Origin of the sequence: Salinicola salarius (assembly GCF_003206135.1) — a bacterium.
GTDB lineage: Bacteria > Pseudomonadota > Gammaproteobacteria > Pseudomonadales > Halomonadaceae > Salinicola > Salinicola salarius.
Window position 1 is genome coordinate 378,738 of sequence record NZ_PZJT01000002.1, and the last position, 19,390, is coordinate 398,127.

Sequence of the window (19,390 nt, forward strand, 5' to 3'; positions counted from 1 at the left end):
CCGTGGTTTGCGTGCCGGTCTGTCGCCGTGTCATCGGCGAGCGAGGGGCGTCGGCGAAGCGAAATTCACAATTCATGAACACTGTTTTCTTAATGCCGTTTCATGCTGGCTCCATGGCGCCACCGAGGGCGACGAGAGGAGATAACCCATGAAACATCGTGCAGTGACGATCGGCATTCTTATCGCCGCGCTGAGTACTGCGGGGCTCGCCCAGGCCAGCCCGGGTCACGGTAATGGGCACGGTAACGGGCATGGCCAGAAGCACGGACATCACGACAAGGGTCATCATGGCAACGGCCATCACGATCGTGGCGGTGATCGGGACTATCGCGATCATTACCGTGACCATGCCTATCACGATCGCGACGATCACCACGGCTGGCATAAGGGCGGCCGTCTTGCCGATCACTATTATCGGGACGATCGCTACTGGGTACGCGACTGGCACGCCCGGCACCTGCGGGAACCGCCGCGAGGGCATCGCTGGCTGCACATCGACGGCGACTACGTGCTGGCGGCCGTCGCCACCGGGGTAATCACAGCGATCGTTCTGGGGCGCTAGGCCCCGGGTCTGCCGTGGGCGGTGGAGCGCCGGCAGGCCACCGAGCTACAGCGTCGGCGGGGCGTTGCCGATCCTCTCCCGCCACCGATCCCAGGCGGGTTGCGGCTCCAGCGATGCCTGCAGGTAGTCGAGAAATGCGCGCACCTTGCGCGTGCGCAGCCGGCGCTCGGTGGTCAGCACGTGAATGTCGCGCCGGCCCGGCATCACCTCGCTGCGCCACGCCTCGAGCAGGGGCACCAGTTCCCCGCGCACCAGCGCATCGGCGACCAGCCAGGTCGGAAACAGCACCAGACCCTGCCCCAGCAGCGCGGCGCGCAGCAGGCTTTCGGCATCGTTGCTGTAGAGGTTGCCGCTGACCTCGAACGGGGTCGGGCCGCTCTGCGTCGGTGCCTGAAAATACCGGCGCTGGCGGCCCATCTCGCCCTGATAGAGCAGGCAGTTGTGCTCGGCCAGCGCCTCGGGCGTGCGAGGTTCGCCATGCGCTTGAAGATAGCTCGGCGCCGCGGCCACTACATAGTTCATCGGCGCCAGGCGGCGCGCCACCAGCGAGGAGTCGGCCAGATCGCCGACACGAAAGGTGATGTCGTGGCCTTCTCGCACCGGATCGACGACATGATCGTTCAGTTGCAGCTCGGCAGTGATGCCCGGGTGATGGCGCTGGAACCGGTGCAACAGCGGCACGATCTGGCGCTGGCCGAAAGCCACCGGCGCGTTGATCCGCAATACGCCGCTGGGCTCGGCGTCAGGGTACGCCAACGCTTCGGTGGCGAGATCGAGCCGTTCCAGAATCTCGCGCACTTCCTCGTAGTAGCGCCAACCGGCTTCGGTCAGCGCGACCGCCCGAGTGTGTCGATAGAGCAGCGGCTGGCCGACCGCCTCTTCCAGCCCGCGAATCTGGCGTGACACCGAAGAGACCGCCCGGTGAAAATGGTGCGCGGCCGCGGTGAAGCTGCCGGTGGCCGCGACCCGTTCGAACACGCGCAGGGCGTTGAGATCCAGCGAATTGACATTCACGGCGTTGAAATCCATTGCTTTGAAATTTCTGAAATTGCGTTTAGTGCAATAAAGATTTGCGACACTTTCGATTGTAGCAACGATCAGACGCTACCAGACTGCGTTCATCGATCCGGCGCGATGCCGGATCTTCCTGAACTCGGAAGGAGGTCATCGATCATGCGTAAAGGCACTGCACTCGTCGTCGGCGCGACCGGCATCACCGGCGGCAATCTGGCAACTCATCTGGTCGCCAGCGGCTGGACCGTCTACGGCCTGTCTCGGCGCGCCACCGAGCAGAGCGGCGTGATTCCCGTCACCGCCGACCTGCTGGACGAAGCCGCCACCAAGCAGGCGCTGGCCGGCCTGCCGATCACCCACGTCTTCTACTGCACCTGGATCCGTCGCGACAACGAGAAGGCCAACGTCGAGGCCAACAGCGCGATGATGCGCAACCTGTTCGCCGGGCTCGACAGCGACAAGCTCGATCACGCCTCGCTGGTGACCGGCACCAAGCAGTATCTGGGCTCGTTCGAGGCCTACGGCAGCGGACGCACCGAAACCCCGTTCCGCGAATCCGAGCCGCGCGTGCCGGGCGACAACTTCTACTACGCGCTGGAAGACGTGCTCTTCGAAGCCGCCGAGCGCCACGGCTTCAACTGGAACGTGCACCGCCCGCACACCGTGATCGGCTATGCCCGCGGCAACGCCATGAACATGGGCACGACGCTCGCCGTCTACGCCTCGATCTGCAAGGAGACCGGCCAGCCGTTCGTGTTCCCGGGCTCGCAGACCCAGTGGAACGCGCTCACCGACATGACCGACGCGCTGGTACTGGCGCGGCAGATGGAGTGGGCTGCCACCACGCCGGGCGCGGCCAACCAGGCCTTCAACACCGTCAATGGCGATGTCTTCCGCTGGCGCCGGATGTGGCGCGAGATCGGCGAGTACTTTGACCTCAAGGTTCAGGGGCCCGAAGCCTCGGACGACCCGGATACAATGCAGCCGCTGGAACAACAGATGGCCGGTGCCGAATCAACCTGGCGCGAAATTGCCGCGAAGCACGATCTGGTCGAGCCGGATGTCAGCAAACTCGCTTCTTGGTGGCACACCGATGCCGATTTGGGCCGCGATCAGGAGTGCGTCAACGACACCACCAAGTCCCGCGACTTCGGCTTCGATCACTTCCGCGAGACGCGTGGCGCCTTCTTCGACCTGTTCGATCGTCTGCGCGCCGAGAAGATCATTCCCTGATCGGTCTGGCTGATCATTTTTTGATCGACACGGATCTTCGTTGGCAGCAAGCCTTTATTGACGGCAGTCCTTATCGACGAGTCTGTATTGACGATAGAAAGAAAACCGGCGCCTTTTCGGCGCCGGTTTTCGTCGTCATCAACGAACCCTACACGGGTCGATCGCCTTCACATCAAAAACGCGAAATTGTCACGCAGCCGCTCCCAATGCGCCCGGGAGCTAGCGGCCAGCACGCTGCCTTGATGGATCGTCGGCTGGTAGGGCGTGCCGTCCAGCAGCGCTGAATAGCCGCCGGCTTCGGCGTGGATCATCAACCCCGCAGCGTGATCCCACGGCATCAGCTTGCCGGTGAGCATGAAATCGACGAAGCCGAACGCCATGGTGCGGTACTCATGGCAGGCGCAGCCGAAGGCCATCATGCGCTGGAAGTCGGGGAAGGTCGCGGAGAGCTGATACTGCTGCGCCTTGGGGAACAGCCGGATCGAGGTGGAGCCGACCATCTCGTCGAACCTGGCGGTATCCGAGACCTGCAACTTGCGCTCGGTGCCGTCGGGGCGGCCGAACCAGGCGCCTTCGCCGTGGCGGGCGACGATCCAGTCGTCCGCCAGCGGATCGTAGAGCAGGCCGAAGATCGTCTCGCCGAAGCTGGTCGCCGCCAGAATCACCCCGAACTGGTTCAGCCCGCGGGCGAAGTTCCAGGTGCCGTCGACCGGGTCGATGATCAGTGCCAGCTCCGCGCCGGCGATATCGTCGAGATTGGCGCTGGCATCGGCCACCGCCTCCTCGCCGATCACCGTCGCCTCCGGCATCAGCTCGCGGATCGCCGCCGTCATCATCCGCTCCGCGCCCTGGTCGGCGTCGGTCACCAGATCGTCCGGCGCGCTCTTCGAGCGGATCGCGTCTTCGGAGAGATTACGAAAGCGCGGCAGGATTTCGGTTTTGGCGGCATTGCGCACGATCTCGATCAGGCGCTGCTGTTGCTCGAGGCTGATGGCTCTGGCTGGCATGCGAGTCTCCGGGGTCGTTGGTTGCTCTTCTAGAGTAACCGATTCCGGCGCCCGGGTTCGTCAGCCCGAATCTTCAATTCGCGCCGTCAATTCACACCAGAGGTCGACGCCACCTGGCGGTCGCGCCCGGCACCCAGCGCCATCACCAGCGCGCCGAGGGCAATCGCGCTCACCAGAACGCCCACCACGTTCCAGCCGCCGCTCCAGTCGTGCAGCACGCCGACCAGCAGCGGCCCCATCGCCGCCAGGGTATAGCCGATGCCCTGAGCCATTGCCGAGAGGCTGGCCGCTGTGGTCGCATCCGGCGCGCGCAGTGCCAGCAGGGTCAACGCCATGCTGAAGGTGCCGCCCTGACCCAGCCCCAGCACCACGATCCACAGCCACACGCTGCCGATCGGCGCATAGAGACAGCCCAGCAGCCCGATCAGGGTGAGCCCCATGACGCCGATTAGCACCGCCCGCTGGTCACGCATGCGGCTACCGATCAACGGCGCCAGGATCGCCGTGGTCACCTGCAGCAGGATCGACACCGATAGCGCCAGCCCCGCGGTGACTGCCGCCAGGCCGCGATCCTGCAGGATCGTCGGCAGCCAGCCGAACACGATGTACGCCAGCGACGACTGCAACCCCATGAACAGCGACACCTGCCACGCCAGCGGATCGTGACGCAGGCGCGCCCCGCGACGGACGGGTACGCGAGCGGGTTTGGTGCCCTTGAGCTGCGGCAGCCAGAACAATGCGGCGATCACCGCCGGCAGCAGCCAGAACGCCAGCGCGCCCTGCCAGGAACTGTGAGAAGCCCCTTGGGACGCGTCTTGCCAAAGCCCGCCCAACGCCTGACGCAGCGGCTCCGTAGTGCCCGCGGCAGCAGAAGCGCCGAGGTTGAGTGCCACGGTGTAGAGCCCCGTCATGATGCTGACGCGACGGGGGAAGTCCCGCTTGACGATACCCGGCAGCAACACCCCAATGACCCCGATACAGCCCCCGGCGACAGCCGTACCCAGAAACAGCCCCGGCGTGCCGATATAGGGCCGCGCCAGCAGCGCCACCGCCAACACCACAAGCGCGGCAAAAACACTGCGCTCCGGCCCGATGCGACGCACCAGCTTGGGTGCCAGCGGCGCCGCGAGACCCAGGAACAGCACCGGCAGGGTTGTCAGAATGCCCTGCCAGCTGGGGGAGAGCGCCAGCGCCTCAGCGATGCTGCCGAGCACCGGCGACACGCTGGTCAGCGCCGGGCGAAGATTGAGCGCCACCAGCAGCAACGCGACGAGAGTCAGAACGCCCCGGCGGGGCATCACGGAAGTCGACAAGAGAGCCATCCTTGGAGATCGAAAGGTGCTATATCGGCGGCAAAGCCAGGGACGCAAGGGTAGCCGATCATGGCGACAACGGGGACGCTTCTACGCCAATGGTCGAGGGTGGTAGTGGTTTCGACCTCAGGAACGGGGTTGGGTGTTGTGATGTTCTGCTAGTCTCGTGGCGGCAGGGGCAGGGGCAGGGGCAGGGGCAGGGGCAGGGGCAGGGGCAGGGGCAGGGGCGGCACTGATGCGTTGATGCGAAGCTGAAATTGCGGGCGGCGCTATTTTAACTTCTGCTCGAAAATGAAATAGCGGTCAGGCGCTTTTGTATCGCCTTGTAACATGGTTCACTATCGGACGGGATGGCGACTGCCAAGAATCGGATCGATCCTCGGCCGTGAGTAGGTGCTGGTCAATCGTGTCTACGCACTCTAAAAAGGAAGCTTCTGCTGCGTATGGTCGACGAGCTACGACTAAAGCGAGTGCAGCGCGTAGCTGGTGGAGCGTGGATACTGATCAGTGACAATCTGGTCTACGAGCGGGAGTTGATCAAGCCCGAGGATCTCCAGGCATGGAGTTATTGGACAGGCATGACGGAAAGCGGGACGGCTTTGAGGTAAACATTTTTTTCGGATGATTTTAACATTGAGATGCGCCTTGTAATGACACTTTTTTAAGTTTGAGATAGGTAGATGCAGCTTAAAATTCCATCAGCATTTTTGATTTTTTGTGGTTCTTATCTACCACTTAGCGTCATCCTCTTGATTAAAGATTTTGATGAATCTGCGCTTGGGGATAATGTTTGTTGGGGATATTTTTCTGGCGTCGAAAGTTGCTATCTGCCGTTCTATAATCCGGGTTTTGGTTTTGGAATAGTCGCATTTTGCCTAGCTTGCTTATTTTTGTCTCTATTTTTGCTTAGCAGAATTAGGTGCAAGTACGAAATCAAGCTTCTTGAAATTAAGCATGTTCCTATGGATCTGATGAACTATGTGCTTCCATACTTGGTCGCATTTATATCCATAAACTACTCGGAGCCTAAAGAGTTCTTAGGCTATTTAATTTTTTTGGCATGGTTGTTTTGGATAACTTTTAAATCGGGGCGAGCTGTTTTGAATCCTGTCCTTGCTATTTTTAACTGGAAGTTTTACGAAGTTTCGTATGTTTTAAAGGAAGGTGGTTTGGAGAAGTCTGGAGTTATGCTTTCTAATCTAGAGGTGGTTTCTGGAAAATGGATTAGCCATAACAAGATACAAGATGTGATAATAGTGCGGAGGAAGCAGTGAGCGAAGATTTTGAGTCTCTAAAGGCGTTTGATGTCAACAATGCAAATGTTCACTTATGGATATTCAAAACTGGTCAGGATGCTACTAACAAGGATCTTCCTAGATATACAGGACGCTGGATAGAAACTGGAGAAAACCTTGACCTAGGGCTTTCACAAGTTGTGCAAAGCGAAATCGACAGAGTTTCTGAAGTTTCACCTTATGATATTCTTGCGCAAACTAATGAAAATAGTGCGCTTACTATACCTTACGAAGAGACTCACGTGGGGTTAATCATTGATGCTTGCGAGGAGCAAAATGATAAAAATAAGATTAAAAAGGTAAAGCATATCGAAAATGCGGTCTTCTATGTCGCTAAGTTCGTTAAGGATGGGAGAGCTATTTATGGAATAAAGAAAACACCCTCAGAATGGAAAAATATTAATAGGCGAAATTTCTTTTCCGTGCATTTCACTGGTGAAGAACTCGAGGTGGAAGACTCGGATACGTTTTCTCTTCAAAAGAAGTTTGATATTTTGGTTTGTAATAACACTGTATTTGCGCTGCAAAAAAATAATTGCGAATCTATTCTTAGATATAAGCAAGCTCATCTAGCTAACTTTAATCAGCTCAATAACGATATGAACTTCGTTGACCTTTTTAATGATGTTGGGCCAATCAAAAAATATGTGGGGAATAATAAGATACATTTAAGGCGAGCGGCTGCTATTCAGCAAAAAGGGTATTATAAGGACTCTGGCTTTATTGAAAGCTTGATTAATAATAAGGATCGCCTCAGGCTGAACATTGAAGTTGATGATAATAACAAGATTGTTGTGACGGATGATGTTTGTAGAGATATATTTCAAGCGCTTCTTGATCATCGTCTAATTTCACACTATCAAGATAAAGTCTACGATGTTCAGCATACTGAAGATGTGTGAAAGCTGGTGCGTAACCACTTCTTCTTTACAGCACATACCCGCGATTCGCTCAACGCTTCGGTGAGCTTCGCGATGATGATGCTTGGCGCCACGCTACAGTGGCGCCAAGCATTTAGATTTCGCGAATTCGGTGACAGGCGGATGATATGCAGTTGATGTTCGATAGCGAGCGGTGGAGCTATAAGCCGAAGTGGGCAGAAGAGTGAGTGCCGCAGCCGATCAACGCACGCGTTGGAACGGTGGCGACATCGAATTTCTATCAGGCGGCGTTTCAGCGTCACAGTTGCCTCTGATACCCGCTGACGGCTGATTTGGGGAGCTGCCCGGCACAAACCTAAGCAGCCGTATTTCCTTTGCCGAGAGGATCGCGAGCCATTCTTCTTCACCGGTGTCTGAACCTAGCGCGCCGATGGCAAGCCGTGTCTCACTATCATCATCGAACCGACCCGCGGCTCGGCGGGGAGCGTGTACTACCACGTACCATTGATTTTTAAAGATGAAAGCCTGAAATCTTAGCTCGATCCGGAGCTCACCGACCGCGATACTGTTCGCCGCTTTGTGCGGCCTATCCCCGCTGATTCGGTCATACATTGGGCTGTCCCGACCCGTGTGAACAAGCCGGGCGAAGGGGATGATGAGGAGCTGGTAAACCCTCTTTAGCCTTCGTGACTCAAGTCGAATCCTCTTTCATCTACTCTACTTTTATTCACCTTTGGTAGGCCTCTATCTGCCGATGTATTGATTATCATCTTTATTGTAATATAATGTTAATTTAGGTGTTGGAAGATACACATGCGCTGTGTGCATCCGTGAAAGATCGGGCCGAATCACTCGAATGAGCACTGTCTGGAGGCTACATGCCGGAAATAAACGTTTCTGATTTTTCGTACATCGTTACGTCTAACCCTCAGTTAAAAAAGGGACGGACACAGAAGCTCAAGGGTCGTGGTGAGTACCAGCATTATCGAGATTTCTACGTATCGTTGAGGCCGGCTCTTAAAGGCCTTGTAAAAAATAAGAAATCCTTTATCGAGCTGCAGGCGATTGTTGATAGAGTTAGCGAAAAAAAACGTCCCCACTATAAAAGCTTAATAGATAAGTTTATAGGCTGGATTCAGGGGAAAAGTGTTCAGCAGTTTGATTCTCCTAAAGGCGTCTACACTTATGCTTCTACTAGGATAATTTGTAACCCAGAGTTAAATTACATTGTCGAAAACAATGCAAAGCTTATAAAGCTGCATTTGAATGGCTCTCAATCTATGACGGTTAAAAGGGCTAATTATATTTGCTATATCATGTCCGAATCTTGCGGCTTCCCCCTTGAACAGTGCGTCGTGCTGGATCTCCACCAGAAACGGGAGTTTAAATTCCAAGGTGGTGATGATTTTGAAGACGAGCTCTATAGAGAAATCTTACTTTTCGAAAGTAACTTCATGGCGGATTGAGCCTTTAGGTTCGTCTCGGTAGTGACTTTAAGTCTTCGCACCCGGAACATCTTCTCGCCTCATTGTATACTTCGACGACCGATGTGCGCAGCGCAGGTGTCATGCGGCACCGGCGCTGGGCGTACCGATCCTGACTGACGGTGCCGTGCCCCATCTTCTGATTCAGTTCGTCCACCACCCCCACCAGCTTCTTGCTGCGTTGCCCTCGGCGGTTGAGTGGGGAGAGCTGCTCGGCCAATCTCTATCAGCATCACGCTGCCTTTTATGTACCATTTTCGGCGCGTGCAGGTGTTCGGGTATCCCTCATCGGACCATCTAGCCGTCGAACTACGCTTCATTCGCACAACTTTTGACGATGACTGTGGTACGTGTGTTAGCGAGATCTAAATTATTCCTGCCCGGTAGCTATTGGCCTCCAGCCACAGATGATCATACAGATCGCCTTGTAAACAATACATCCGCGGTCGTTGCCGGAAGTCGAATAGGCGGAAAAGGTGGTAGCGGTCGGCGTGTGAGCGAGAGCAGGCCAGTTCATTGGGCGAGATGAAAAAGGCGCTTTCGATGGCGAATGTTGTCGTTTTGACTTCGATCCATCGCTCCCGGCCATCCGCTTCGAAAGAGAGGACGTCAAACCCCGCGCCGTCGCCCTGCGTCTCCGCGATATGTTCGACCTTATCGGCCAGTTTGGCATGGCCGGCCTGCATCAAGCGGTGTTGTTCGTAGCTGACCACGAAACGCTCGCCGGCTAGACCGAGTTCACGGTTCTGGGCCTCGCGCGCTAGATAGTCTCGCTTGCGCGGTTGCCGTTCGTAGGCGGCGGGCTTCTCATTGATGCTATGTCGTGGCCGAGACGACTCGGGGGGCATGACGATAATGGCATCGTCGACTGGCTCGGCCGAATCGACAGCCGGGCGCTCGGCCGCAAAACGAGCGGCACGATCGAAGAGCTCACTACCCAACAATACCCGCTCTACGGCTTCGACGAGCATTCCTTGGTAGTTGCTCAAGGGCTTGTAGCCGCTCACGTAGGGACAGTCCGCGTCGCGCAGTACGGCGCTGATATTGCGGTGTTTGTATTCGATGGAAGACCTTGAGCGATCTTGGAGCCGTTCCATCAACGCTTGGTTGAGTTGACGCTTGTTGTAGCGCTGCCCACTCAGCTCGGCGACGAGCATCTGCCGGTACGTTGCGACGATGGCTTCGACTTCAGTAACGCTCCAAGGTGCCGCTCGGCGCATGCTGCTCACTCCAAATTCTGAATCTGTTCCCGCATCTGCTCGATCAGCACCTTCAGCTCCACCGCGCAGCGGGTGGTGTCGGCGACGATGGCCTTGGATGAGAGGGTGTTGGCTTCGCGGTTGAGTTCCTGCATCAGGAAGTCGAGGCGTCGGCCGATCGGGCCTTTTTGCTTCAATTGGCGCTCGACTTCGGTGACATGGGTCTCCAGCCGGTCGAGTTCTTCGGCGACATCGGCCTTCTGCGCCACCATCACCATTTCCGCTTCCAGCCGCTGCGGGTCGAGTTCGGCCCTGGCGCTTTCCAGCCGTTCGATCAGTTGCTTGCGCTGGCGTTCGAGAATCGTCGGCAGGTGGGCGCGAACCACGGCGACCTGCTCGCGCACGCCCTGGAGCCGCTCGCTGATCAGTTCCGCCAAGCGCTCGCCTTCGCGGGCGCGGCCGGTCTGCAGGTCGTTCAGCGCGGTGTCGAACAGTTCGAGCGCGGCGGCCTTGACGCTTTCCAAATCCAGACGCTGGGTGGCCATCACGCCGGGGTGGGCGAGCAGTTCCAGCGCGTTGGGCATCGGTGCTTCCGGCAACTGGGCGCGTACCTGCTCCAGAGCCTGGGAGAGCGCGGCGAGCTGATCGGCGTTGATCCCGGGCGCGGCGTTGCCTTCGGCGGGGTCGAAGCGCAGCGAGCACTCCACCTTGCCGCGGGCGAGACGCTGGCGCATCGCTTCGCGGAAGTGCGGTTCGAGATCGCGCAGGGCATCGGGAAGGCGGAAGTGGGGCTCCAGGTAGCGCTGGTTCACGGAGCGCAGTTCGAGCTGCAGGCTGCCCCAGTTGGCCTCATGGGTCTGGCGGGAGAAGGCGGTCATGCTGTGGGGCATGGGAATTCCTTGAATCGTCGAGCTGATCGTTGGAGTGTACCGCATCGACAAGGCGCTTGGCGGCCGCTCGGTAGCCGTGAATGTGCGGCTGACCCGTGTAGAATGGCCGACCTCCATGAGGCGCCGTCAGTGTGGCGCTTCTGTCATTGATGTTTTGGATCGAGAGGCTTTCATGCGCCCGAGTGGACGACAACCCGATCAGCCCCGCGAGGTCACGCTGACCCGCGGTTTTACCCGTCACGCCGAAGGCTCGGTGCTGGTGAGCTTCGGAGATACCCAGGTGCTGTGCAACGCCAGCGTCGAAGCCGGCGTGCCGCGTTGGCTGCGCGGCAAGAACCAGGGCTGGGTGACGGCGGAATACGGCATGCTGCCGCGCGCGACCCACACTCGCGGCGGCCGTGAAGCGGCGCGGGGCAAGCAGGGCGGGCGCACGCTGGAAATTCAGCGCCTGATCGGCCGTTCGCTGCGGGCGGCGGTGGATCTGAAGAAGCTCGGCGAGTTCACGATCACGGTCGACTGCGACGTGCTGCAGGCCGATGGCGGCACGCGCACGGCCTCGATCACCGGGGCCTGCGTGGCGCTGGTCGAGGCGCTGCAGTACATGCAGCGCAAGAAGATGATCAAGACCGATCCGTTCCGTCAGCTGGTCAGCTCGATCTCGGTGGGCGTCTACAAGGGCTCGCCGGTACTCGACCTGGACTATCCGGAAGACAGCGCCGCGGATACCGACATGAACGTGGTAATGACCGAAGATGGCAAGCTGATTGAGGTGCAGGGCACGGCGGAAGCGGAAGCGTTCTCCCGCGCCGAGCTCAACGGCATGCTCGACCTGGCCGAGAGCGGCTGTCAGGCGCTGTTTGCCAAGCAGCATGAGGCGCTGGGCATCCGCCGCTAAGGAAACACTGCCTAAATGTCTGCGCAGGCGAATCGCTGCGTTGCGCGGTGCTGGAGCGCCAGCCCGGTCGGAATCCTCACCTATACCCCATAGGCTCCGGTTGCTGCGCTCCGTGCGCCTTGCGACGGAATGCCGCCCACTTCATCCTGCTCGACGATTTATTCAGCGCTTCCCTAACGCCTGCCGACAGGCAAACGAGAAACGCCCCNNGGGGCGTTTCTCGTTGTGGATGATGCAATGATTCGGGACGACCGTCTCGAACGATCGTCAGCGCGATCCGCGAGCCGGGATCAGGATTTTTCCTTGATCATCTTCTCGCGTGCCAGGCGTGCCTGCTCTTCCTCGTAGGTGGGGAAGTCGACGTAGCCGCGAGCATCGCCGCCGTAGAAGGTGTCCGGATCGAACTCGGCCAGCGGCCAGTCGTTCTGCAGGCGTTCGACCAGATCCGGGTTGGAGGTGAACGGGCGGCCGAACACCGGCAGGTCGATGATGCCGTCGTCGACCAGGCGCTGCGCTTCCGCCTTGTCGAGGTTGCCGGCGAACAGCAGCGTGCCGTGATAGGCGTCGCGGAACTTGCGCAGGAACTCGCGCGGCAGCGCGTTCTGCCCCTGGGCGCCCTGATCCATGATATGGACATAGGCCAGGTTGCGCTTGCTCAGCTCTTCGGCGAGGTAGAGATAGGTGCCTTCGATGTCGTCATACAGCGGCATGTCGAACAGCGTGCCGTAGGGCGTCAGACGCACGCCGACGCGATGCTCGCCGATCAGGGCGATGGAGGCGTCGATCGATTCGAGCAGCAGGCGGCAGCGATTTTCCCGCGAGCCGCCGTACTCGTCGGTGCGATCGTTGATGCCGGCGTTGATGAACTGCTCGAGCAGATAGCCGTTGGCGCCGTGCAGCTCGACCCCGTCGAAGCCGGCATTGCGCGCGTTGAGCGCGGCCTGGCCGAAATCCTCGACCAGCCGGCGGCACTCTTCGGTCGTGGCGGCGCGGGGTTTGGTGGCCGCCAGCATGTCGGGCTGCCCGTCTTCGTTGTAGCCGAAGGCCATGCCGCCCTGCTTGTCGGAGCTGCTGATCGGCGCGGCGCCGTTCAACTGGATCGAGGTATGCGAGACACGGCCGACGTGCCAGGTCTGGCAGAAGATCACGCCGCCGCGTTCATGCACGGCCTGGGTCGCTTTCTTCCAGCCGGTGATCTGGTCGGGGCCGAAGATGCCCGGGTTGAACAGGTAGCCCTGGCCCTCGCGGGAGATCGGGCTGCCTTCGGAGATGATCAGCCCGGCGCTGGCGCGCTGGCGATAGTAGAGCGCGCCCATCTCGTCGGGCACGTCACCCTTGGCGCGGGCGCGGGTCATCGGCGCCATGACGATGCGGTTGTTCAGGCGAGTGCCGGCGAGATCGAACGGTTCGAAAAGCGATGTCATATCGTGAACTCCTTTTTACGATGCCGTAATCAGCGATGATGTCGTAATCAATGATGACATTGGGCCTTATGAGGTCAGGCCAAAAGCAAAACGAGCCCGATCTGGGCTCGCGGTCATTGGACCAAAGTCTAGGAAACAATTAGCCAGCCAACAATGAATCCTTGCGACTGACCCGATACAGGAAAGCTATCGCCGGCTAGCGGTGATCGCTGGATCGCTGGATCGCTGGATCGCTGTCGTGAGGCGTGTTCAGACCACCGAGGTCATGCCGCCGTCGACGAACACGTTCTGCCCGGAGACGAAGTTCGATGCGCCGGAGCAGAAGTAGATCAGCGTGCCCACCAGTTCCTCGACCTGGCCCCAGCGTTGCGCCGGGGTGCGCTTCTCGATCCAGGCGTTGAAGTCGTCGTCCTGCCATAGCGCCTGGTTCATGTCGGTCTGGAAGTAGCCGGGGGAGAGGCAGTTGACCTGGATGCCGTAGCGGGCCAGATCCGCCGCCATGCCCTGGGTCAGTAGCGCCACGCCACCCTTGGAGGCGGCATAGGGCACGATGGTTTCCCGCGCGAGCTTCGACTGCACCGAGCCGATATTGACGATCTTGCCGCTGCCGCGCTCGGACATCGCCGGGCTCAGCGCCTTGGAGACATAGAAAGCGCTGGAGAGGTTGGTGGCGATTACCGCCTCCCAGTCGGCGGGGTCGAAGTCGTTGAACGGGGCGCGCTTCTGCAGGCCGGCGTTGTTGACCAGAATGTCCGGCACGCCGAGACGCTCGACCAGCGGGTCGATGGCGGCCTTCACGGCCTCGGCATCGGTCACGTCGAATGCCACCGCATCGACGCTGGCGCCGGTTTCCGCCGCCAGCTTCCGGGCGGCTTCCTCGGCCGCTTCCTGCCGGCGCCCGTGAAGAATCACGTGGGCGCCCTGTTCGGCCAGCCCGCGTGCCAGCGCGTTGCCCAGCCCGCGCGTGGAACCGGTGACCAGCGCCAGCCGGTCGCGAATGTCGAATAGGTCTTTCATCGTTCTCCCTTATGGCCAATTTCAATGGCTAGCGCGTCTGCGATCTAGAAAATCAGGTAAACCACGCAGGCCAGCACGAACCCGACCAGGGACTCCAGCGCCTGCTGCACGGTCCAGGTCATCAGCGTGGTCTTCACGTCCATTCCCAGCAGGCGGCCCACCAGCCAGAAGCCGGAGTCGTTGACGTGGCCGGCGAAGACCGAGCCGGCGGCGGTGGCCAGCGTGATCGCGACCACCTGCATGGCGGAGAAATCGCCATTGGCCACGGCCGGCGCCATCAGCCCGGCGGCAGTCACCAGCGCCACGGTGGCGGAACCCTGCGCCAGACGCATCACCACGGCGACGAGGTAGGCGGCGGCGATGACCGGCAGGCCCAGGTCGCTCATCGAATCGGACAGCGCATCGCCGATGCCGGAAGCCTGCAGCACGCCACCGAACATGCCGCCGGCGCCGGTGATCAGGATTACCGAGCAGATCGGCCCCAGCGAGGAGTCGACGATCTTCTCCAGGGCGCTGCCGCCTTCGCCGCGACGGCTGCCCAGCACGTAGATCGCCACCAGTACCGAAATCAGCAGCGCGATCGGCGTCTCGCCCAGCGAGGAGAGGAACTGGAACCAGGTGGCGTCGCTGTCGGCCACGCCGGCGGCGCGGGCGAAGTCGAGCCCGGTGTTGAGAAAGATCAGTGCCAGCGGCAGCAACAGCAGCGCGATGACCGTGCCGACGCCAGGCGGATTTTGAATCTCGTCGTTGTCCTGGCCGCCGAACAGGCTCACTTCCAGCCGAAAATCGAAGCGGTTGGCGGCGAAGCGCCCCCACAGGTAACCGGAGAGATACCACATCGGGAAGGCGATGAGGATGCCCACCAGCAGCACCAGCCCGAGGTTGGCGCCGTAGAGCTCGGTGGCGGTGACCGGGCCGGGATGCGGCGGCACGAACACGTGCATCACCGAGAACGCCGCCGCCGCCGGCAGGGCGTAGAGCAGCACCGGACCACCCAGACGCTTGGCCACGGCGAAGATGATCGGCAGCATCACGATCAGGCCGGCATCGAAGAAGATCGGAAAGCCCATGATCAGCGAAGCGATGCCCAGCGCGAACGGGGCGCGGGCCTCGCCGAACAGCGATACCATCCGTTCCGCCAGCACCTGGGCGCCGCCGGAGTGCTCCACCAGCTTGCCCAGCATCGCGCCGAAGCCGACCAGCAGTGCCACCGAACCCAGCGTGCCGGCGAAACTGTCGGTCATGGTATCGACGATGGCGCCGGCGGGGATGCCGGTGGCGAACGCGGTCAGCAGGCTGACCAGCACCAGTGTCGGAAAGGCGTGCAGATGAAAGCGAATGATGAGGATCAGCAGCAGTGCGATCGCTGCAGCGGCGATACCCAACAGCGGTCCTGCCGTCAGGGTTTGCGTCCAGTCGTCCATGAGGCTCTCCCGGAAGTGGTCATTGCGATGCCACCGTTGCACGAAGCCAGAGCACGGCCAATACGACGTTGGTGGCCGGCCGCGCGAACGGTCTGAGCGGTGGCCAGATACGGCCAACACTGGCTGGGTCACTCTCAGCGTCGGACAGCTGGTCACGTATCGCCAATTTTTTATCGCCTGATGGCTGCAATCATTGCGGCCATCAGCCATGAGTCACTGGCGCATGCTAGGCTCAACGGCAGCCACGACTGTTTTCTCGAGCTGTTTTTTCGAACCGTTTTTTGAATCGGTTTTTGAACCGTTTTCTGGACCGCTTTCTGGAGATGCCCGTGCTTCACTTTCCGCCTTGTCGTTACCAGTCGGCCGATCCCGAGACGGCCGGCGTCCCGAACGAAGACCCGTACCGCTGGCTGGAGGCGATAGATGGCGCCGAGTCGCTGGCCTGGGTCGAGGACCAGAACCGCCGGACGCTGGCGCGCTTCGCGGACGCCGAGTTCGCGTCGCTGGAGACCGGATTGCGCGAGATTCTGGACGCCGACGACCGCATTCCGTTCGTGGTGAAACGCGGCGAGCATTACTACAACTTCTGGCAGGACGCCGAACATCCGCGCGGCCTGTGGCGACGCACCACCTGGGATTCCTATCGGCAGCCGCGACCGGTGTGGGAGGTGCTGATCGACGTCGACGCGCTGAACGCCGCCGAAGGGGAGAACTGGGTCTGGCACGGCGCGAGCTGCCTGGAACCGGCGCATCCCGGCGAGCCCTGGGAGCGCGCCTTGATCTCGCTCTCCCGCGGCGGCGCGGATGCCGACGTCACCCGCGAGTTCGATCTCATCGGCAAGCGCTGGGTCGGGGGCGGGGTCGATCGCGAAGGCGAACACGGCTTCACGCGGCCGGAGGCCAAGGGCGGCATGAGCTGGATCGACCGCGACACGGTGTTCGTCTATACCGACTTCGGTGGCGCCGACTCGGGCTCGGAAAACGATTCGCTGACCAGTTCCGGCTATCCGCGGCGCGTCAAGCGCTGGCGGCGGGGCGAGCCGCTGAGCGAGGCGGAAACCGTCTTCGAGGCCGCCGAGCAGGATTTGATGGCCGTCGCCTTCCACGATAGCACTCGCGGCTTCGAACGCGACTTCATCCATCACGCGCTGGCGTTCTACGAGCAGCGTCTGCTCGAAATCACGCCGGATGGACAGCATGTGCCCATCGAGGTGCCGCTCTCCGCCCAGGCATCGGTCCATCGGGAATGGTTGCTGGTCCATCTGCGCGAGGACTGGACCCTGAATAGCGGGAACGGCGGGAACGGCGGGAACGGCGGGAACGGCGGGAACGGCGGGAACGGCGGGAACGGCGGGAACGGCGGGAACGACGCCGCCGTGACGTATCCCAGCGGTGCGCTGCTGGCGATCGACTACGAGACGTTCAAGCGCGGCGATCGCGACTTCACCACGCTGTTCGTGCCGGATGCGCACCGCTCGCTGGAAGGTTTCGAGTGGACACGGCACTACCTGGTGCTGGATGTCCTCGAGGACGTCAAGCATCGCCTGCAGGTACTGACGCCGGGGCAGGGCGACGACTGGTCGCCGCGGCCGCTGGCCGGGCTGCCCGCGACCGGCGAGATCGGCGTCGCGGCCGTCGACGACGAGGAGAGCGACGAGGTCTTCGTCATCATTACCGACTATCTCACCCCCACGACGCTGGCGCGCCTGGACCTGAAACATCGGGATTTGGCGCAACTAGACGCGCCGCCGGAAACGGTCAAGCGCGCGCCGAGCTTCTTCGAGACGCAAGGCATGCAGGTGACGCAGCGCTTCGCCACCAGCCTGGACGGCACGTCGATTCCCTACTTTCTGGTGCTGCCGGCCGGCGCGGGAGATCCAGCGAACGGCAACGCTGACAGGCCGACCGCGCCGCTGCCGACGCTGCTCTACGGCTACGGCGGCTTCGAGATCTCGCTGACGCCGCACTACATCGCCGGCGCCGGGCGCAGCTGGCTTTCCCGCGGCGGGGCCTACGTGGTCGCCAACATTCGCGGCGGCGGCGAGTACGGCCCGCGCTGGCATCGCGCCGCGCTCAAGGGCGAACGGCACAAGGCGTTCGAGGACTTCGCCGCCGTCGCCGAGGATCTGGTCGCCACCGGCGTCACCACGCCGGACAAGCTCGGCATCCAGGGCGGTTCCAACGGCGGCCTGCTGGTCGGCAACATGATCACCCGCTACCCGGATCACTTCGCTGCGGCGGTGTGCGAGGTGCCGCTGCTCGACATGCAGCGCTACCACCTGCTGCTGGCGGGCGCCTCGTGGATGGCGGAGTACGGCGACCCGGACAGCGACGACTGGGACAATTTCCTCAAAGACTACTCGCCGTATCACAACCTGTGCGAGGGCGTGGATTATCCGGCGGTGCTGTTCACCACCTCGACCCGGGACGACCGCGTCCACCCCGGCCACGCCCGCAAGATGATGGCGCGCATGGAAGCGATGGGCGCGGGCAACGTCTACTACTACGAAAACACCGAAGGCGGCCACGGCGGCGCGGCAGACAATGCCCAGCGGGCGAAGCTGGGCGCGCTGGCGTGGCGGTTCTTGTGGAACGAGCTGGGTGATGGCGAGTGAGGCATCCGAGGCCGAGCGGGGAGCTTTGAACGCGATCTCTTTTGGTGACGCGGCGAGAGCTGCGTCATACTGCGGCCCATTCAATACCTCTTCTGGAAGACCCGATCGATGAGCCAGAACGCTATCAAGCTCGGCGTGGTGATGGACCCCATCGCCGATATCACCTACAAGAAGGACACCACCCTGACGCTTTTGTGGGCGGCGGAAGCGATGGGCTGGTCGCTCTACTATCTCGAGCAGGAAGATCTCTACCTCTACGAAGGGCGCGCCATGGGCAGCGTGCGCCCGCTCAAGGTGCATCGCGATCCGCAGCACTGGTATGACCTGGGCGAGCGCGAGGCCATGCCGCTCGGCGAGCTCGACGTGATCCTGATGCGCAAGGATCCGCCGGTGGACAGCCACTTCCTCAACGCCGTCCATCTGCTGGCGTTTGCCGAGCGGGAAGGCACGCTGGTGGTCAACCCGACCCGGGCGCTGTTCGAGTGCAACGAGAAGCTGTTCGCCCAGCAGTTCGCCCACTGCATTCCGCCGACGGTGGTCTCTTGCCGTGATGCGGTGCTGCGCGCCTTCCAGGCCGAGCATGGCGATACCATCTTCAAACCGCTGGACGGCATGGGCGGCACCGGCATCTTCCATATCGGCCCCGAAGGCCGCAATCTCGGCGCGGTGATCGAGCAGCTCACCGAGCGTGGCCAGCGCCAGATCATGGCCCAGCGCTATCTGCCGGAGATCAAGGATGGCGATACGCGCATCCTGCTGGTCGACGGCGAGCCGGTGCCCTACGGGCTGGCGCGCATTCCCAGCGCCGGCGAGACCCGCGGCAACCTGGCCGCCGGCGGCCGCGGCGTCTCCCGCGAGCTGACGGATCGCGACTACTGGCTGGTCGAACAGGTGCAGCCGATGATCCGCGAGAAGGGCCTGCTGTTCGTCGGCCTCGACGTGATCGGCGACTACATCACCGAGATCAACGTCACCAGCCCCACCTGCGTGCGCGAGATCGACGACCAGCGCGGCACCGATATCGCCGCTCAGCTGATGGCGGCGATCGCCAAGCGACTCGGCTGATCCGGTCTAGCCTGGCACAGGTGATACACTGGACCCCTTTCCTCCATGACTGGCGGTTCGCGGCCTGTTTGC

General features: G+C 61.1%; 16 protein-coding genes. 8 read left to right on the top strand and 8 right to left on the bottom strand.

The annotated features are described in order from the left end of the window. The first annotated feature begins 148 nt into the window (after positions 1-148). Entirely contained in the window at positions 149-562 is a 414-nt protein-coding gene (locus tag DOM32_RS02845) for an RcnB family protein (protein WP_071230441.1), read from the top strand. 45 nt (positions 563-607) lie between these two features. On the opposite strand, the gene DOM32_RS02850 is transcribed toward DOM32_RS02845, so the two are convergent. Further along, complete coding sequence (locus DOM32_RS02850) at positions 608-1,561, bottom strand: LysR family transcriptional regulator (RefSeq protein WP_110631170.1); 954 nt, start codon at positions 1,559-1,561, stop codon at positions 608-610. A 174-nt stretch (positions 1,562-1,735) separates the two neighbouring features. On the opposite strand from DOM32_RS02850, the gene DOM32_RS02855 reads away from it, so the two are divergent. Continuing rightward, positions 1,736-2,809: an SDR family oxidoreductase gene (locus DOM32_RS02855; RefSeq protein WP_110630943.1), complete on the top strand. Its 1,074-nt coding sequence runs from the start codon at positions 1,736-1,738 to the stop codon at positions 2,807-2,809. A 167-nt stretch (positions 2,810-2,976) separates the two neighbouring features. On the opposite strand, the gene DOM32_RS02860 is transcribed toward DOM32_RS02855, so the two are convergent. Next, positions 2,977-3,816, bottom strand: a complete 840-nt coding sequence (locus DOM32_RS02860) for an inositol monophosphatase family protein (RefSeq protein ID WP_110630945.1) — start codon at positions 3,814-3,816, stop codon at positions 2,977-2,979. A gap of 86 nt (positions 3,817-3,902) precedes the next feature. Then, positions 3,903-5,138, bottom strand: coding sequence for a CynX/NimT family MFS transporter (locus tag DOM32_RS02865; protein ID WP_110630947.1), 1,236 nt, complete (start codon positions 5,136-5,138; stop codon positions 3,903-3,905). Between the two features lie 671 nt (positions 5,139-5,809). Between DOM32_RS02865 and DOM32_RS17690 the strand changes: the two genes are divergently transcribed. The 3 genes from DOM32_RS17690 (at position 5,810) to DOM32_RS02885 (ending at position 8,771) form a co-directional block, all read left to right on the top strand. Continuing rightward, positions 5,810-6,403: a hypothetical protein gene (locus DOM32_RS17690; RefSeq protein WP_157957010.1), complete on the top strand. Its 594-nt coding sequence runs from the start codon at positions 5,810-5,812 to the stop codon at positions 6,401-6,403. Further along, positions 6,400-7,326: a Kiwa anti-phage protein KwaB-like domain-containing protein gene (locus tag DOM32_RS02880; RefSeq protein ID WP_110630953.1), complete on the top strand. Its 927-nt coding sequence runs from the start codon at positions 6,400-6,402 to the stop codon at positions 7,324-7,326. The genes DOM32_RS17690 and DOM32_RS02880 overlap by 4 nt, the downstream gene beginning before the upstream one ends. Before the next feature lie 857 nt (positions 7,327-8,183). Beyond that, positions 8,184-8,771, top strand: coding sequence for a hypothetical protein (locus tag DOM32_RS02885; RefSeq protein ID WP_110630955.1), 588 nt, complete (start codon positions 8,184-8,186; stop codon positions 8,769-8,771). A 383-nt stretch (positions 8,772-9,154) separates the two neighbouring features. On the opposite strand, the gene DOM32_RS02890 is transcribed toward DOM32_RS02885, so the two are convergent. Then, positions 9,155-10,009, bottom strand: coding sequence for a protein NO VEIN domain-containing protein (locus tag DOM32_RS02890; protein WP_110630957.1), 855 nt, complete (start codon positions 10,007-10,009; stop codon positions 9,155-9,157). 5 nt (positions 10,010-10,014) lie between these two features. Then, positions 10,015-10,878, bottom strand: coding sequence for a YicC/YloC family endoribonuclease (locus tag DOM32_RS02895; protein WP_110630958.1), 864 nt, complete (start codon positions 10,876-10,878; stop codon positions 10,015-10,017). Between the two features lie 172 nt (positions 10,879-11,050). Between DOM32_RS02895 and rph the strand changes: the two genes are divergently transcribed. Further along, positions 11,051-11,773 (top strand): ribonuclease PH, encoded by a 723-nt coding sequence (gene rph, locus DOM32_RS02900; RefSeq protein ID WP_110630960.1) that lies wholly within the window; start codon positions 11,051-11,053, stop codon positions 11,771-11,773. Between the two features lie 290 nt (positions 11,774-12,063). On the opposite strand, the gene DOM32_RS02905 is transcribed toward rph, so the two are convergent. From DOM32_RS02905 to DOM32_RS02915, 3 genes are all read right to left on the bottom strand, one after another. Next, positions 12,064-13,197: an alkene reductase gene (locus DOM32_RS02905; protein WP_110630962.1), complete on the bottom strand. Its 1,134-nt coding sequence runs from the start codon at positions 13,195-13,197 to the stop codon at positions 12,064-12,066. A gap of 249 nt (positions 13,198-13,446) precedes the next feature. Then, positions 13,447-14,214: an SDR family oxidoreductase gene (locus DOM32_RS02910; RefSeq protein WP_110630965.1), complete on the bottom strand. Its 768-nt coding sequence runs from the start codon at positions 14,212-14,214 to the stop codon at positions 13,447-13,449. A 44-nt stretch (positions 14,215-14,258) separates the two neighbouring features. After that, positions 14,259-15,638: a GntP family permease gene (locus tag DOM32_RS02915; RefSeq protein WP_071231139.1), complete on the bottom strand. Its 1,380-nt coding sequence runs from the start codon at positions 15,636-15,638 to the stop codon at positions 14,259-14,261. A 329-nt stretch (positions 15,639-15,967) separates the two neighbouring features. Here DOM32_RS02915 and DOM32_RS02920 point away from each other — a divergent pair, with 329 nt between their 5' ends. Continuing rightward, positions 15,968-18,253 (top strand): prolyl oligopeptidase family serine peptidase, encoded by a 2,286-nt coding sequence (locus DOM32_RS02920; protein WP_244179777.1) that lies wholly within the window; start codon positions 15,968-15,970, stop codon positions 18,251-18,253. Positions 18,254-18,361: 108 nt separating this feature from the next. Next, positions 18,362-19,318, top strand: a complete 957-nt coding sequence (gshB, locus tag DOM32_RS02925) for a glutathione synthase (protein ID WP_071231138.1) — start codon at positions 18,362-18,364, stop codon at positions 19,316-19,318. Positions 19,319-19,390: the final 72 nt, after the last annotated feature.

Excerpts from the sequence above, each read along its gene's own strand:
- DOM32_RS02845 (WP_071230441.1), top strand. The coding sequence starts at position 149 with ATGAAACATCGTGCAGTGACGATCGGCATTCTTATCGCCGCGCTGAGT.
- DOM32_RS02855 (WP_110630943.1), top strand. The coding sequence starts at position 1,736 with ATGCGTAAAGGCACTGCACTCGTCGTCGGCGCGACCGGCATCACCGGC.
- DOM32_RS02860 (WP_110630945.1), bottom strand. The coding sequence starts at position 3,816 with ATGCCAGCCAGAGCCATCAGCCTCGAGCAACAGCAGCGCCTGATCGAG.
- DOM32_RS02865 (WP_110630947.1), bottom strand. The coding sequence starts at position 5,138 with ATGGCTCTCTTGTCGACTTCCGTGATGCCCCGCCGGGGCGTTCTGACT.
- DOM32_RS17690 (WP_157957010.1), top strand. The coding sequence starts at position 5,810 with ATGCAGCTTAAAATTCCATCAGCATTTTTGATTTTTTGTGGTTCTTAT.
- DOM32_RS02885 (WP_110630955.1), top strand. The coding sequence starts at position 8,184 with ATGCCGGAAATAAACGTTTCTGATTTTTCGTACATCGTTACGTCTAAC.
- DOM32_RS02890 (WP_110630957.1), bottom strand. The coding sequence starts at position 10,009 with ATGCGCCGAGCGGCACCTTGGAGCGTTACTGAAGTCGAAGCCATCGTC.
- DOM32_RS02895 (WP_110630958.1), bottom strand. The coding sequence starts at position 10,878 with ATGCCCCACAGCATGACCGCCTTCTCCCGCCAGACCCATGAGGCCAAC.
- rph (WP_110630960.1), top strand. The coding sequence starts at position 11,051 with ATGCGCCCGAGTGGACGACAACCCGATCAGCCCCGCGAGGTCACGCTG.
- DOM32_RS02905 (WP_110630962.1), bottom strand. The coding sequence starts at position 13,197 with ATGACATCGCTTTTCGAACCGTTCGATCTCGCCGGCACTCGCCTGAAC.
- DOM32_RS02910 (WP_110630965.1), bottom strand. The coding sequence starts at position 14,214 with ATGAAAGACCTATTCGACATTCGCGACCGGCTGGCGCTGGTCACCGGT.
- DOM32_RS02915 (WP_071231139.1), bottom strand. The coding sequence starts at position 15,638 with ATGGACGACTGGACGCAAACCCTGACGGCAGGACCGCTGTTGGGTATC.
- gshB (WP_071231138.1), top strand. The coding sequence starts at position 18,362 with ATGAGCCAGAACGCTATCAAGCTCGGCGTGGTGATGGACCCCATCGCC.